We start from the raw sequence: 14360 nt of genomic DNA on the forward strand, positions 1-14360 counted from the left end.
ATTGCATTAATGCTGGAATGCGTGGTTTTTGCGGCAATCCGAGCAAGCGGAGCGCCGCGTTGATTCAGGCTATCCGTGAAATAGGTTTGAGTGGGCCCACGGATAGATTTGCGCGTGTGGAGGCCGCGACAAATTTTTAGTCACCGCCTCCACCCCCCACTTACTCGACTGTTACCGACTTAGCCAGATTGCGCGGCTTGTCCACATCCGTCCCGCGCGCGCACGCCGTGTGATACGCCAGCAACTGCAGCGGTACGACGTGAAGAATCGGCGACAGCGACCCATAATGCTCAGGCATCCGGATCACATGCAGCCCTTCTTCGCTGACGATCTTCGTATCCGCATCCGCAAACACATAAAGCTGACCGCCCCGCGCGCGCACTTCCTGAATATTCGACTTCAGTTTTTCGAGCAGCGTATCGTTCGGCGCCACGGTCACCACCGGCATGGCCTCCGTCACGAGCGCCAGCGGCCCGTGCTTCAACTCACCCGCCGGATAAGCCTCAGCGTGGATATAAGAGATTTCCTTGAGCTTCAAGGCCCCTTCCAGCGCGATCGGATAATGCAGACCCCGTCCGAGGAACAGCGCATTTTCCTTGCGTGAAAACTCTTCGGACCACGCAATGATTTGCGGCTCGAGCGCCAGCACGCTGTTGAGCGCGGCTGGCAAGTGCCGCAACTGCTTGATGTAATCCGTTTCCTGCGTCGCGCTCACATGGCCGCGCAGTTTGCCGAGCGTCACCGCCAGCGTGAACAGCGCGACCAGTTGCGTCGTGAACGCCTTGGTCGACGCCACGCCGATCTCGCGGCCCGCGTGCGTCAGGAACGAGAATTCGGTCTGCCGCACCATTGCACTCGAGCCGACGTTGCACACGGCCAGCGTGTGCTGATGCCCAAGCGACTGCGCATGCTTCAACGCCGCGAGCGTATCCGCGGTCTCGCCCGACTGCGAAATCACCACCACCAGCGCCTTCGGATTCGGCACCGACTCGCGATAGCGATACTCGCTGGCAATCTCGACCTGGGTCGGAATCTTTGCGATCGACTCCAGCCAGTACTTTGCCGTCAGCCCCGAGTAATAGCTGGTGCCGCAAGCCAGAATCAGCAGGCTGTCGATGCCGGCAAACACCTTGTCCGCGCCCTCGCCGAACAACGTGGCGTCGAAGGTTTCGGTTTGCGGAATCGTGTCGGTGATCGCGCGCGGCTGCTCGAAGATTTCCTTCTGCATGAAGTGGCGATACGGGCCCAGTTCGACCGCGCCGCCGTACGCCGCCACCTGACGCGCTTCACGCTGCGCGTCGTGGCCGTCGCGATCCGCGATCCGCACGCCTTCGCGCGTCAGTTCGCACACGTCCCCTTCTTCGAGGAAGATGAAACGTTCAGTACTGCCAGCGAGCGCCAGCGCATCCGAGGCGAGAAAATTCTCGCCTTCGCCGAGACCCACGACCAGCGGCGAACCTTGCCGCGCGCCCACCACCGTGTGCGGCTGATCCTTATGCAGCACGGCGATGGCATACGCCCCGTGCAATTGCTGAACGGCCGCGCGTACCGCGGTGAACAGGTCGCCCTGATACAGGCTATGCACCAGATGCGCGATCACTTCCGTGTCGGTCTGCGAGACGAACTCATAGCCCTTGCCGCGCAGCATCTCGCGCAGCGTCTCGTAATTTTCAATGATGCCGTTGTGAACGAGCGCCAGCGCGTTACGCGAGAAAATCGGGTGCGCGTTGTCGGTGACGGGCGCGCCGTGCGTGGCCCAGCGCGTATGGGCGATGCCGGTGACGCCGCCAAGGTGGCTCTCGCGCACCTGGTCGTCCAGATCCGCCACGCGGGCGACGCTGCGCGCCCGCACCGGTTCGCCATTGGCCAGCAGGGCGACGCCGCATGAATCGTAGCCGCGATATTCGAGGCGACGCAGTCCTTCGATCAGGACGGGAACGATATTACGTTGCGCAACCGCGCCAACAATGCCGCACATAGATTTGAGGTCCTTTGCAGGGGTTTGGTCTCGGAGCGTGCATGGTTGCACGCGCGTGCCCTTCAGCTTTTCTTCTTGGTCGGGCGCACAAAGCCCGCCTTGCTCGTCTGCGTCTTGTCGTTGAGCACCAGTACATTCTCTGCGACGTCTTTCCAGATCGTCGTGCCCGCGGCAATCGTCACACCGCGTCCGACCCGTACCGGCGCCACGAACTGGGTATCCGAGCCGACAAACACATCGTCTTCGATGACCGTGCGGTGCTTGTTGGCGCCGTCGTAATTGCAGGTGATCGTGCCCGCGCCGATGTTCACGCGTGCGCCGATATCCGCGTCGCCAATGTAGGTCAGGTGACCCGCCTTCGCGCCATGACCGATTACGGCATTCTTCACTTCGACGAAGTTGCCGACGTGCGACTCGTCCTGCAACGACGCCCCGGGCCGCAACCGGGCATACGGTCCAAGCCCGACGTTGGCACCGATTTCAGCACCTTCGATATGCGTAAACGCCTCGACATGGGTGCCCGCGCCGAGCGTCGCATTGCGGATGACGCAGTTCGGCCCGATCGTCACGTTGTCCGCCAGCGTGACCTTTCCTTCGAACACGCAGTTCACGTCGATCGACACGTCACGGCCACATTCGAGCGTGCCGCGCACGTCGATACGTGCCGGGTCGGCCAGCGTCACGCCCGCGACCAGCAAGGCCTCGGCGATGTTGTGCTGGTGAATCCGCTCGAGTTCGGCCAGTTGCTGCTTGCTATTGACGCCGAGGGTTTCCCACGCTTCGTCCGGTTGCGCGCTGACCACCTCGAAACCCGCTTCGATCGCACGCTCGACCACATCGGTGAGATAGAACTCGCCCTGCGCGTTGTCGTTCTTCAGCGCGGCGAGCCACATGCCGAGTTGCGCTGTCGGCGTGACGACGATGCCGGTGTTGATCTCGGCGATACGCAGCTGTTCCGCCGTCGCATCTTTCTGCTCGACGATGCGCACCACACAGCCGGTCTGATCGCGCACGATACGCCCGTAACCCGACGGATCGTCGAGCGTCACGGTAAGCACGCCGTAACAACCTTCCGCCGCGCTGTCGACCAGCCGCTTGAGCGTGCTGGCGCGCGTGAGCGGTACGTCGCCGTACAGCACCAGTGTCGAGACCGTGGGATCGAGCAGCGGCAAGGCCTGCTGCACCGCATGTCCGGTGCCGAGCTGCTGTTCCTGCACGGCAAACAGGACATCGGGCGCGGCCACCGCTGCGCGCACGGCTTCGCCGCCGTGGCCCACCACCACCACGAGGCGGGTGGGCTTGAGCGTACGGGCAGTTTCGATGACGTGAGACAGGAGCGGCCGGCCAGCCACGGGATGCAGCACCTTTGGCAGCGCAGAACGCATGCGCTTACCGGTGCCTGCCGCCAAAATCACAATGTTCATGGCGTCGGCTAGGGGACGAGTTTGGAGCAGACGATTCTAGCATGCGTCTCATGACAGCCAACCCGTACCCGAGGCGCATGTCGGCGCCGCGCAAACCCGCGAGCGCGGGCTTCCGGGAGCAAATGGAAGACGCGGAAGAATCCGCGTCACTTCATAGATCGTCGAATTGAACGATCGAAATCGGTTTCGCGCCGTTGAGCGCGAAACCGTCTCCGGAATCGGTCGAACACGGTTCTTCGTCGAAGGCGATATCCCCCTGTGGATCGGCTTCGCCCGTCGCTCGCAGACCGGCGAACGGGAACAGTTTGTGATCCATCAGATGCGACGGCACGATGTTCGACAGCGCGTTGAACATGTTCTCGACGCGACCCGGGAAGCGCTTGTCCCAATCGCGGATCAGCGCCTTCATTTCCGCGCGCTTCAGATTGGGCTGACTGCCGCACAGGTTGCACGGAATGATCGGGAATTCGCGCAGCGCTGCATACTTTTCCAGATCGGTCTCCTTCACGTAGGCGAGCGGCCGGATCACGATGTTCTTGCCGTCGTCCGACTGCAGCTTCGGTGGCATGCCCTTCAGCTTGCCGCCGTAGAACAGGTTCAGCAGCAGCGTCTGCAGAATGTCGTCGCGATGATGGCCGAGCGCGATCTTGGTCGCGCCCAGCTCACCCGCCACGCGGTACAGGATGCCGCGCCGCAGCCGCGAACACAGCGAGCAGGTGGTCTTGCCTTCCGGCACGAGCCGCTTGACGATGCTGTAGGTGTCCTGATTCTCGATGTGGAACGGGATGTCCAGTTGCTTCAGGTATTCCGGCAGCACATGCTCCGGAAAGCCCGGCTGCTTCTGGTCGAGGTTCACTGCGACGATATCGAAGTGGATCGGCGCACGTTCGCGCAGGCGCATCAGCACGTCGAGCATGGCATAGCTGTCTTTGCCGCCCGACAGGCACACCATCACCTTGTCGCCTTCCTCGATCATGTTGAAGTCGCCGATTGCCTGGCCGACGAGGCGTGCGAGCCGCTTGAAGAGCTTGTTGTTCTCGTACGCCTCTTTCTGCTCGCGCCGCGTGAGCGCGGGCTTGGCGGTGCGTTCGGCGCCCGCCGCGTGCGTCGCCGTGCTTGCCGCCGTGTTTGCCGCCGCTTCATCCGTAGCGGCTTGAGGCATCTCTGCGTTCAGGATTTCAGGAGCGTTCATGGCTCAATCCTCCTTGACACGGAAGACTTCGACACCGACCGCATCGCAGTCCGGATAGACATCCGGCTTTTCCGTGGACACGCGGGCCGCGCGCACGTGCGGATGCTCGAGCAGCGCGGTCAGCAGGTCGTCGCACAGCGTTTCCTGCAGATGAATGTGACCGCGTTCGACGCGGCGTGCGATGGTGGCACGCATGAAGTCGTAATCGACCACTTCGCGCAGCTTGTCCTCGACGGGCGTCGACAGCGCGAGCGGCACATACAGTTCGACGTTGATCACGACGCGCTGCTCACCGCGCTTTTCGAAGTCGTGCACGCCGATGTTGATGTGCACTTCGTAGTTGCGCAGAAAAAGCCGGCGGCAATCGGCTAGCCGGGGGTGCGAAAGAGCGGCAAACATGGTCGTTCCAGTCAAAAAAAGCGTGCGGAGCACGCAAGGGGACGCTTCAACGCGCAAGGCCCGCAGGGCCGCGCGCCTTCAGGCGCCCGTCAAATACATCACGTCGCGCGGGGACGGCACCAGGTGCTGACCACCGTCGACGACCAGCGTCGTCCCGGTCACGCCCGCCGCTTCGGCCAGATACAGCGCGGCGGCGACGATATCCTCGGGCCGCGACGCACGGCCGAGCGGAGTGACACGGTGCGCCGCTTCAAAACCTTCCGGCGTCTGATCGCCCGACTGCAGCGTCAGACCGGGCGCGAGCCCGACCACGCGCAGCTTCGGTGCCAGTGCCTGGGCGAGCGCCACGGTGGCTGTCTGCAACGCCGCCTTGGACAGCGTGTAGGACAGGTAATCCGGGTTCATGTTGTACAGCTTCTGGTCCAGCACGTTCACGACGACGGCGCGCTGCGTTTCGTCGCTGCGCGCGGCTTCCGGCGTGACCTCGTACAGCATACGCGCGAGCACGAGCGGCGCGCCGAGATTCGCGGCCATATGGCTTAGCAAAGGCGCGTAGCTGACGTTCTGCGCGGTATCTTCGTCGAACTGGGAGGCATTATTAACGATACATACCGGCCGGCCCAGCGCCGCCGTGCAGTCCGGCACGAGCCGGGCGACCTCGGCCTCGACGGCCAGATCCGCCTGCAGCGCGACCGCCCGGCGACCGAGCGCGGCGATTTCGGCGACCACTTCGTCCGCTTCGGCCTTCGAGTTCCCATAATGGACGGCGACGTCCCAGCCCCGGCTGGCAAACCCAAGCGCGAGGGCGCGGCCGATCCGCCGGGCGGCGCCGGTGATCAGCACGACCCGCGCAACGGCGGCCGCACGGGCGTGGACTGCGGAAGTATCGGAAGGGACGGTCATTTACAATATACGGATGAATCCGAAAGCTCACCAACCCGACAGTTTACCTGCTCCCGGCCCAACCGCGCTTGGGCAGTCCGAGGCGCTGGCTGAACAGATCCGCGCCGAGATCGCGCAAGCGGGCGGCTGGCTGCCGTTCGACCGCTATATGGAGCGCGCGCTATACGCGCCGGGATTGGGCTATTACGGCGGCGGATCGGTCAAATTCGGCCGCCGGCCCGAGGACGGCAGCGACTTCGTCACCGCGCCGGAACTCTCGCCGCTGTTTGCCGCGACGCTGGCCCGCCCCGTCGCACAGGCGCTGGAAGCGAGCGACACGCGTCATCTGATGGAATTCGGCGCCGGTACCGGCAAGCTGGCGGCGGGTTTGCTGACGGCACTGGATGCGTTGGGCGCGCAATTCGATACTTATTCGATCGTGGATCTGTCGGGAGAGCTACGTGAGCGCCAGCGCATGACGATCGAGGCTGACGCGCCCGCGCTCGCGGGGCGGGTCCGCTGGCTGGATGCCCTGCCGCAGCAGTTCGAAGGCGTGATAATCGGCAACGAAGTCCTCGACGCGATGCCGGTGCGGCTCTTCGCTCATACCGACGGCGTTTGGCACGAGCGCGGCGTGACGTTGCGTGAGGGTGAGTTTGAGTTTGCAGACCGGCCAGTCGGTTTGCCGCAGGACGTGGAATTTCTAACCGAAATCGAAGTGGATGGCGAGTACGTCACGGAGACGCACGAAGCCGCGCGGGCCTTTACGCGGACGATCTGCACGATGTTGACGCGGGGCGCGGCGTTGTTGATCGACTATGGATTTCCGCGCCACGAGTATTACCACGCGCAACGGGCGCAGGGTACGTTGATGTGCCATTACCGGCACCGTGCGCATGGCGATCCGTTTGTTTATCCGGGATTGCAGGACATTACGGCGCACGTGGAGTTTACGGGCATTGCCGAGGCGGGGGTCGAGACGGGCGCGGATTTGCTGGGATATACGTCGCAGGCGCGATTTCTGTTGAATGCGGGGATTACCGAGGTGTTGGGCGAGATCGATCCGGCGGATACGGGGCGGTTTTTGCCGGCGGCCAATTCAGTGCAGAAGTTGTTGTCCGAGGCGGAGATGGGTGAACTGTTCAAGGTGATCGCATTTTCGCGGGGCATCGAGGAGACGCTCGATGCGTTTTCTAGCGGGGACCGGACGTTTAGTCTTTGATTATGGTTGTGTTGCTTGTGATTCTGGTGGGTTCATTTCCGGTTAGGGGTTCGCGATGATTCGGTGGTTGCTGACTACGTTTATCGCCGTGGCCATTTTGTCGTCCTGCTGGCCGTGGCTACGGAAACTGGGGATTGGGCGCATGCCCGGGGATGTGACCTTGCGGTTGTTTGGGAAGGAGTATCCGTTTCCGTTTATGTCGACGTTGGTTTTGTCTATGGTTTTGTCGTTGATAGTGAAGGTTTTGTAGGTTTTTTTTGCCTGCGGCGCTTTGGTGGTTCTCTTACGGCGTTGGCCTTTCCTTGTTTTGTTATCGGTCTATTCGCTTCGCCCCTGTGCGGGGCAGCACTCACTTTCTTTGCCGCCGCAAAGAAAGTAAGCAAAGAAAGCGGGCTCACACCGCCAGCCGGTAGTGAGCCATCTAAGTGTGCTAGCGGAAACGGCCCAACACGAGACGTGCCCTCGCACCTTCTGCCCTGGTGACACAGCACTCATTCATCCCGCCTACGCACTGCGTGCGTAACGGTTGGGCATATCCCGGTGGGCACCTCTCGGTTAAACGCGACGTCAAATACAAAGCACCGCCGTGCATTAATTAGGCATCCAGATTTAAATTTTATGCCCTGGGTGCCCGCAAGACAATTAAACAAACCGCGCGCGGCATGCGCAAGTGCGGTGCTAAGAGCGACGAATGACCGAGCCAACGAACAGGCCCGTGCAGAAGGAGTTGTGCCCGACAGCGGGGCGCGCAGCGCGACGCTGGAACGGATGACTGCCTTGTCACGAACGTGCGCGGTGCGATGACACGTCTCGTCTTGGGCCGTTTCCGGATCAAGGACAGAGATGGCTCACTAAGCGCTGGCGGTTTGAGCCCGCTTTCTTTGCTTACTTTCTTTGCGGCGGCAAAGAAAGTGAGTGCTGCCCCGCACAGGGGCGAAGCGAATAGACCGATAACAAAACAAGGAAAGGCCAACTCCATAAGCAAACAACCAAACAACCAAAAGCGCCGCAGGCAAACAACAACTACTCCCCAAAAGCCAACCCCACCCCCCGAACCCTCTCCCGATGCACTGCATCCTTAATCATCGAAGGCTTATCAGCAAGAGAACCCGCCACCGCCCCCGCATCCACAGCCCGCGCAGCCACAAGCGCGATTCGAAGCCGTTCAGCCTGCGGATACTCCCGGGCCTCGAATCCTAGCCGTCCACGCGCATCAGCCTCACACGCCTGCAAAGCCTCGGCAAACCGCGCAGGTTTCCGGATGCCATCGCACCGCTCGATCAGCCGAACCACGGCCGCGGCGCCCATTTCCATCACCCGATGAATATTCCCATGCTCCCGTGCAACGAGGATCGCCAGATCCCGGCATTCATTCGGTACCCTCAACCGCTCGCACAACGGCTTGAGCAAATCCACACTGCGCCCTTCGTGCCCAATATGCCGCGGCAACACATCTTCCGGCGTCGTCGCCTTACCCAGATCATGCGTAAGCGCCGCAAACCGCACCGCCAACGCGTACCCCCGCGCCGCGGCGTGATCCACCACCATCATCACATGCACACCGGTATCCACTTCCGGATGATAATCAGCCCGCTGCGGTACCCCCCACAACGCTTCGATCTCCGGCAAAATCCGTTCAAGCGCGCCACACGCCCGCAATACCTCGAACATGCGTGAAGGCCGTGTCTCCATCAAGCCGCGCGACAACTCCTGCCACACCCGCTCCGGCACGAGCGCATCCACCTCGCCCGCGCTCACCATCTTGTGCATCAGTTCCAGCGTCTGCGGCGCGACCGTGAAATCCGTAAAGCGAGCGGCAAACCGCGCAATGCGCAAGATCCGCACGGGATCCTCGATGAATGCATCGCTGACATGCCGGAACACGCGCGCCTGCAAATCGCCCTGACCATTGAACGGGTCGATCACCGGCCCGCTCAGCGAGCCGTCCGGTTGCAACTGGCGCGCCATTGCGTTGATTGTGAGATCGCGCCGCGCCAGATCCTCTTCGAGCGTCACGTCCGGCGCATAGAAAAACTGGAAGCCGTGATAGCCCGCCGCCGTCTTGCGCTCGGTGCGAGCCAGCGCATATTCCTCGTGCGTCTGCGGATGCAGAAACACCGGGAAATCCTTGCCCACCGGACGGTAACCTTGCGCCACCATCTGCTCGGGCGTCGCGCCCACCACCACGTAATCGCGGTCCTGAACCGGGACACCCAGCAACGCGTCGCGGATCGCCCCGCCCACCACGTAGATATTCATGCGCACGTATCGTAGACGGCGATCGCGTGGCGTTCGCGCCGCGCGTCCTCGATCCACGCGTGCACGGCCGGCGATTCCGTCACCCGCCGGGCGTATGCCGCCGCCGCTTCAGACAACGCCGGTTCCCATGTGTTGAAGCGCATCACGACCGGTGCATACATCGCATCCGCAATGCTGAACTCGCCGAACAGAAACGGGCCGCCATATTGCTCGACGCACTCGCTCCAGATGGCGTCGATCCGCGCGATATCGGCCAGCGCACCCGGCGTCGCGCCCTTGCCCGCAAACGAAGCGCGGATGTTCATCCACATGTTCGTGCGCATCTCGCCAAAGCCCGAATGCATCTCGGCGCTGATGCTGCGCGCGTGCCCACGCGCCACGGGATCGCGCGGCCACAGCGCGTGCTGCGGAAAACGCTCAGCGAGCGTCTCGGCGATCGCCAGCGAATCCCACACTGCCAGGCCGTCGTCCGCGGAGAGACTCGGCACCTTGCCCGAGGGCGAATGCGCGAACATCGCGGCCTTCGAGCCGGCTTCGTACATCTCGATACATACTTCCTCGAATGGAATGCCGAAGTGCTTCATCAGCACCCATGGACGCATCGACCATGACGAATAGTTTTTGTCACCAATAACGAGTTTCATACGTGGTACGCAAAGAAAGTGGAAACGGGGAACTCAACGACCGGCGCTGGCACGAAACGCATTGAAGCGCGAGCGGGGCGAGGCGCCGGTCAGATACACGGGCGCAATCGTCTCGATGCTGGCGGCTTCCAGACCCAGCTCGGGCGCAAGCGGCCCGCTCAGTATGCTCGGCACCTTCATCGAATCCAGATTATCGCGCGAGATGATCGGTTCGCCAGGCACCATTTCAAAGGTCAGCGCCTGCAGCCGCGCCAGCGCATCCGGCAGCCGGATGATGCGCGCGTGACGCCCGATCGCGTCGCCGCAGTACTTCACCAGCTGTTCCAGCGTATAGACGCTCGGGCCGCCCAGTTCATAGCTGCGACCGCTGGCGGCATCGAGATCGACTACGTTGACGATGGCTTTCGCGACATCGCCGACAAACACCGGCTGGAATTGTGCGTTCGGACTCGCCAGCGGAATCACGGGGAATACGCGCTGCAAAAACGCAAACTGGTTGAGGAATGTGTCTTCCGGGCCGAACACCACTGAAGGCCGGAAGATCGTCGTGGCGAGCGTGGAAGCACGCACCGCCTTTTCACCGTCGCCCTTGGAGCGCAAATACATGCTGGGACCATTCGAATCGGCGCCGAGCGCGCTGACATGGATCAGCCGGTGCACGCCCTTGCCTTCGCACGCGGCCACGATTTTTGTCGGCAGCTCGACGTGGTTTTTTGCAAACTCCGGACCATACGGTGTGCCGCGTCCGCCATGCAAGGTCCCGACGAGGTTGATGACCGCATCAGCGTTTTCGACGAAGCGCGCGAGTTGCACCGGATCAAACACATCGGTTTCGATCACGTCGATAGGTAGAAGAGTGAGATGACGCGCGTTGTAGCGCCGGCGCGTCGCGATGCGGACGTCTTTGCCAAGCTCGACCAACGCGTTGACGAGATGGCTGCCGATAAAACCCGAACCGCCGATGACCGCAATGGCTTGATGTCGCATTTCCGACTCCCTGGTGGAAGCCGCGGCAACGGCTGGAGTGAGGTGCCGCCGCATGACCCGCGGCGGCACGACGCTTACGGCGCGATATAGCCCAGACGCGCCTTCAGCGATTGCGGACGGCCTTCGAACAGTGCCGCGTAGTAGACCGTGTTGGACAGCACATTCTTGACGTAGTCACGAGTCTCGTTGAACGGGATCGTCTCCGCGAAGATGGCGCCCTCGACCGGATGCGCCAGCCCTTCCCGCCATGCCTTCGGCCGGCCCGGACCGGCGTTATAGCCGGCGGTGGCGAGCACGGCAGACCCGTCGAACTGATTGTAGATCATCGACAGATAGTTGGTGCCGAGCAGAATGTTCGTATTGATGTCGTTCATCTGCTCACGGGAAATCGGACCCAGACCAATCTTCTTCGCCACCAGTTGCGCGGTGCCCGGCATCAACTGCATCAACCCACTCGCGCCGACGTCGGAACGCGCATTCATGATGAAGCGCGATTCCTGGCGGATCAGCCCGTATGCCCACTCGACGTCGAGCCCGTTGCTTTGCGCATCGCGCTCGACGATATCGCGGAACGGCGACAGATAGCGCAACGAGAAATCGTGGTCGGTCCTCGTGCGGTCTGCCGTATTGACGGTGCGGTCATACAGTTCGAGGCGGCGTGCGTACTCGGCCACCGCCAGCAATTGCCGGTCGGTCATGGCGCGCAGCGGCCAGTTCCACTCACGATTGCCTTCGAGCCGCAGGTTCATCTGATAGAAGCGCTGCGCGAGCGCGAGACCCGGCGTGTTGGCCGCTTGCTGCACTTCGGCGTCGGACACCATGGTTTTCGGCGGGACCGTGATTTTCTGGCCCAGTTCTTCCGTGGCGAGCTGGCCGTAGAAGTTGTAGCCCGTGGCGATCTGGGCGAATTCCTGGTTGGCCTGCGCCGCATTGCCGCCTTCCTTGAGCGCACGGGCATGCCAGTAGACCCACGACGGCTGGCTGCGCAAAGCCGCCGGCATCTGCTCGATGGTCCAGCGCACCATCGTCCAGTCTCCCGACAACAGCGCGCTGCGAGTGCGCCATTCGTACGCAGGGTTCGACAGCAATGGCGCATTCGCCGAGAGCCGGTACCAGTCAACGGCGGTGGGCATCTGCTTGGCGGCAGCCTGATAGGCAATCGTGCCCCAGCCGATGGCCCGTTCAGGCGAGTTCAGCGACGGCGCCACGGAAGCGAAGGTGGCCGCCGCCATGGCCGGGTCGTTGCGCGCCATGCGCGTGATCGCCAGCAAGGCCAGTTGATGCGACTGCGCATCGGGCCCGACGCCACGCGCCAACAACAGCGGCGGCGTGCTCGCCGCCTGATCGAACAGCACCGGGTCCGGGCGCTGGTTGCCGAGCGCGTCGAGCAGCTTGCTGCCGGTGTTGGTGTAATTCTGCTCGTAGGCGAGGCGGATCTGCTGCCACACGTCGTCTGCGTTGAACTGCTGGTTCAAGGCGAGCGCAGTAATCAGGTCGACGCAACCGTCGCCGTACCACTTCGGATCGACCAGCAACGCGCGAGCTGCGTCCGCCACGTTTTCGCCGTGGGCCGCGCGCGATTCGAGCGCGTAGCACTTGACCTGCGTGTCGTCGTTGAGCACGAAGCGCGCGTACTGCTGGTCGAAATTGTTCCAGTCGTGACGCGAGCCGAGCACCACCAGATAGTCGTTGCGCAGCCGGTCGGCAATCGCCAGGCCGTCGTACTTCTGCAGGAACGCCAGAACCTGCGCGTCCGGCACACTCACTTGCGGATGCCCGCTCGAGTCGAACAACTGCGGCTTGAGCTGGAAATACTCCACGTAACCTGGCGCCGGATAATCCGGAATCGTCGCCGCCAGTTGCGCTGCGCGTGCGGGATCGTTATTGCGCGCTGCCTCGCGGAGCTGCACAAAAATCTGGTCGTCACCGGAGAGTTGCGAGAGCGGAACAGGCTTGACAGCGGAGGCTGTGCTGCATGCGACGAGTGCCGCAGCGGCAAGCGCAAGACCGGCCGCGCGATATACTCGAAAGAGGCGTTTTGACATCGTTGTTTCTGGAGCGCGAATTGAACCCAAGCATAGCACGCAACCCCATCCCGGAATCGAAAAACGCGCTCCGTAAAATGCTGCTGGAAACACGTCTGCATGCGGCTCTCGGGCCGGCCGCGAGCGAGGCGCTGAGCCGCCGCCTGCTCGATGCATTAAAGCTTCACGCACCTGCGTGCATCGGCTTTTACTGGCCCCTGCCGGGCGAGTTCGACGCCCGTGCGGCGATCGCCATCTGGCTCGCGGTCGGCGCGCATCGGCAAGCCAGTCTGCCCGTCATCAGGCAGCGCGGTGAAGCGCTGGAATTCCACGCGTGGGCGCCCGATACACCAATGAAAATTGGGCATCACAAGATTCCCGAACCAGCCGTGGAAGTGGTGGTGATACCCGACCTGCTGTTCGTGCCATGCGTCGGCTTCGATGCCGATGGCTATCGGCTGGGTTACGGCGGCGGCTATTACGATCGCACGCTCGCGACATGGCCCGGCGGGACGAAACCCATCACCGTCGGCGTGGCCTGCGAAGCCTGTCGCAGCGACACGCTGCAACGCGAAGCCCACGACATCCCGCTCGACATGATCGTGACCGAAGCAGCCTGCTATCCCTGACGACTCCAGCAAAACCGGCAACGTCAGCAAACCGGGCCGCCTCGCAGCGTGCCGGCCTACAGCGAAGCCGCCGCCCGAGCCGCCGTGTCGTACAGCCCGGAGGCGTTGCGCATCAACTGCGCGGCCTCGCCGATCTGCTGATTCGTCAGACCGCTCTCCTTGAGCGTGGCGATAAGACAGCTCTCGCGCACCTCGCGGTACCGCAGACACAGATCGCGACCGGATTGCGTTGCCGAAAAGAACACTTCCTTGCCGGTTTTTTCGCTTTTTACATACCCTCTAGCTACCAGCTTCTTCAACGCATAGGTGGCAACGTGGGTGTCTTCGATGTTCAGCACGAAGCAGATATCGGCGAGCTTTTTGCGGCGCTCGCGATGGCTGACGTGATGCAGCAGCGAGACCTCGATGGCGGTCATGTCCTTTTCGCCCGCCGCCGACATGCACCGCACCATCCAGCGATTGAAGGCGTTGCTGGCCATGATGAGGCCGTACTCCAACTCCGACAGCTCCGCGCTTGTTTCAGAAACAAGATGTTCCGAGGAGACGATTTTGGTCGGTTGACGCGACATGACAGAGGTTCTCAATGCACGAATAAAGGTGCTGGAAGTGTACGACGAGCGCCCCTTTCTGGGTGCCTGGCAAAAACGCTTATTGATAAATTCTCGATATTTTATTGATAATGTAGTCTAACCATCATGGATACCGCTTCTCGTGCCGATA

The 14360-nt window shown here is 62.3% G+C and carries 13 protein-coding genes; 3 read left to right on the plus strand and 10 right to left on the minus strand.

The genetic code is table 11. From position 1 onward, the window contains the following. Nucleotides 1-160: 160 nt before the first annotated feature. The 5 genes from glmS to P3T43_RS09655 form a co-directional block, all read right to left on the minus strand. Nucleotides 161-1978 (minus strand): glutamine--fructose-6-phosphate transaminase (isomerizing), encoded by a 1818-nt coding sequence (glmS, locus tag P3T43_RS09635; protein WP_429280818.1) that lies wholly within the window; start codon nt 1976-1978, stop codon nt 161-163. Nucleotides 1979-2040: 62 nt separating this feature from the next. Then, nucleotides 2041-3402: a bifunctional UDP-N-acetylglucosamine diphosphorylase/glucosamine-1-phosphate N-acetyltransferase GlmU gene (gene glmU, locus P3T43_RS09640; RefSeq protein ID WP_429280819.1), complete on the minus strand. Its 1362-nt coding sequence runs from the start codon at nt 3400-3402 to the stop codon at nt 2041-2043. 151 nt (nt 3403-3553) lie between these two features. Next, entirely contained in the window at nt 3554-4564 is a 1011-nt protein-coding gene (gene ttcA / locus P3T43_RS09645; RefSeq protein ID WP_429281025.1) for a tRNA 2-thiocytidine(32) synthetase TtcA, read from the minus strand. A 33-nt stretch (nt 4565-4597) separates the two neighbouring features. Then, complete coding sequence (locus P3T43_RS09650; protein WP_429280820.1) at nt 4598-4993, minus strand: dihydroneopterin aldolase; 396 nt, start codon at nt 4991-4993, stop codon at nt 4598-4600. A gap of 78 nt (nt 4994-5071) precedes the next feature. Beyond that, nucleotides 5072-5896 carry an SDR family oxidoreductase gene (locus P3T43_RS09655; protein WP_429280821.1) on the minus strand — a complete coding sequence of 275 codons (825 nt, stop codon included), beginning with the start codon at nt 5894-5896 and terminating at the stop codon, nt 5072-5074. A 13-nt stretch (nt 5897-5909) separates the two neighbouring features. Here P3T43_RS09655 and P3T43_RS09660 point away from each other — a divergent pair, with 13 nt between their 5' ends. Together P3T43_RS09660 and P3T43_RS09665 are read left to right on the plus strand one after the other, a co-directional pair. After that, nucleotides 5910-7097, plus strand: a complete 1188-nt coding sequence (locus tag P3T43_RS09660; protein WP_429280822.1) for a class I SAM-dependent methyltransferase — start codon at nt 5910-5912, stop codon at nt 7095-7097. Nucleotides 7098-7152: 55 nt separating this feature from the next. Further along, the gene (locus P3T43_RS09665) at nt 7153-7347 is read left to right on the plus strand and encodes a DUF2905 domain-containing protein (protein ID WP_429280823.1); all 195 of its coding nucleotides are present in this window, start codon (nt 7153-7155) and stop codon (nt 7345-7347) included. A 773-nt stretch (nt 7348-8120) separates the two neighbouring features. Here the strand turns inward: P3T43_RS09665 and P3T43_RS09670 are convergent. From P3T43_RS09670 to P3T43_RS09685, 4 genes are all read right to left on the minus strand, one after another. Beyond that, nucleotides 8121-9356, minus strand: a complete 1236-nt coding sequence (locus P3T43_RS09670) for a multifunctional CCA addition/repair protein (protein WP_429280824.1) — start codon at nt 9354-9356, stop codon at nt 8121-8123. Further along, nucleotides 9353-10000: a glutathione S-transferase family protein gene (locus tag P3T43_RS09675; RefSeq protein ID WP_429280825.1), complete on the minus strand. Its 648-nt coding sequence runs from the start codon at nt 9998-10000 to the stop codon at nt 9353-9355. Before P3T43_RS09675 ends, P3T43_RS09670 begins: the two co-directional genes overlap by 4 nt. A gap of 33 nt (nt 10001-10033) precedes the next feature. Beyond that, complete coding sequence (locus P3T43_RS09680; RefSeq protein ID WP_429280826.1) at nt 10034-10987, minus strand: complex I NDUFA9 subunit family protein; 954 nt, start codon at nt 10985-10987, stop codon at nt 10034-10036. 74 nt (nt 10988-11061) lie between these two features. Further along, the gene (locus P3T43_RS09685; protein WP_429280827.1) at nt 11062-13032 is read right to left on the minus strand and encodes a transglycosylase SLT domain-containing protein; all 1971 of its coding nucleotides are present in this window, start codon (nt 13030-13032) and stop codon (nt 11062-11064) included. A 77-nt stretch (nt 13033-13109) separates the two neighbouring features. On the opposite strand from P3T43_RS09685, the gene P3T43_RS09690 reads away from it, so the two are divergent. Next, nucleotides 13110-13640, plus strand: a complete 531-nt coding sequence (locus P3T43_RS09690; protein WP_429280828.1) for a 5-formyltetrahydrofolate cyclo-ligase — start codon at nt 13110-13112, stop codon at nt 13638-13640. Nucleotides 13641-13696: 56 nt separating this feature from the next. Here the strand turns inward: P3T43_RS09690 and P3T43_RS09695 are convergent, their stop codons facing one another. Next, nucleotides 13697-14209, minus strand: a complete 513-nt coding sequence (locus P3T43_RS09695) for a winged helix DNA-binding protein (RefSeq protein WP_429280829.1) — start codon at nt 14207-14209, stop codon at nt 13697-13699. Nucleotides 14210-14360: the final 151 nt, after the last annotated feature.

The sequence above is a fragment of the Paraburkholderia sp. GAS41 genome, assembly GCF_050436545.1.
Taxonomy (GTDB): Bacteria; Pseudomonadota; Gammaproteobacteria; order Burkholderiales; family Burkholderiaceae; genus Paraburkholderia.

Excerpts from the sequence above, each read along its gene's own strand:
- ttcA (WP_429281025.1), bottom strand. The coding sequence starts at position 4,564 with ATGCCTCAAGCCGCTACGGATGAAGCGGCGGCAAACACGGCGGCAAGC.
- P3T43_RS09665 (WP_429280823.1), top strand. The coding sequence starts at position 7,153 with ATGATTCGGTGGTTGCTGACTACGTTTATCGCCGTGGCCATTTTGTCG.
- glmS (WP_429280818.1), bottom strand. The coding sequence starts at position 1,978 with ATGTGCGGCATTGTTGGCGCGGTTGCGCAACGTAATATCGTTCCCGTC.
- P3T43_RS09690 (WP_429280828.1), top strand. The coding sequence starts at position 13,110 with ATGCTGCTGGAAACACGTCTGCATGCGGCTCTCGGGCCGGCCGCGAGC.
- glmU (WP_429280819.1), bottom strand. The coding sequence starts at position 3,402 with ATGAACATTGTGATTTTGGCGGCAGGCACCGGTAAGCGCATGCGTTCT.
- P3T43_RS09695 (WP_429280829.1), bottom strand. The coding sequence starts at position 14,209 with ATGTCGCGTCAACCGACCAAAATCGTCTCCTCGGAACATCTTGTTTCT.
- P3T43_RS09670 (WP_429280824.1), bottom strand. The coding sequence starts at position 9,356 with ATGAATATCTACGTGGTGGGCGGGGCGATCCGCGACGCGTTGCTGGGT.
- P3T43_RS09685 (WP_429280827.1), bottom strand. The coding sequence starts at position 13,032 with ATGTCAAAACGCCTCTTTCGAGTATATCGCGCGGCCGGTCTTGCGCTT.
- P3T43_RS09680 (WP_429280826.1), bottom strand. The coding sequence starts at position 10,987 with ATGCGACATCAAGCCATTGCGGTCATCGGCGGTTCGGGTTTTATCGGC.
- P3T43_RS09650 (WP_429280820.1), bottom strand. The coding sequence starts at position 4,993 with ATGTTTGCCGCTCTTTCGCACCCCCGGCTAGCCGATTGCCGCCGGCTT.
- P3T43_RS09660 (WP_429280822.1), top strand. The coding sequence starts at position 5,910 with ATGAATCCGAAAGCTCACCAACCCGACAGTTTACCTGCTCCCGGCCCA.
- P3T43_RS09655 (WP_429280821.1), bottom strand. The coding sequence starts at position 5,896 with ATGACCGTCCCTTCCGATACTTCCGCAGTCCACGCCCGTGCGGCCGCC.
- P3T43_RS09675 (WP_429280825.1), bottom strand. The coding sequence starts at position 10,000 with ATGAAACTCGTTATTGGTGACAAAAACTATTCGTCATGGTCGATGCGT.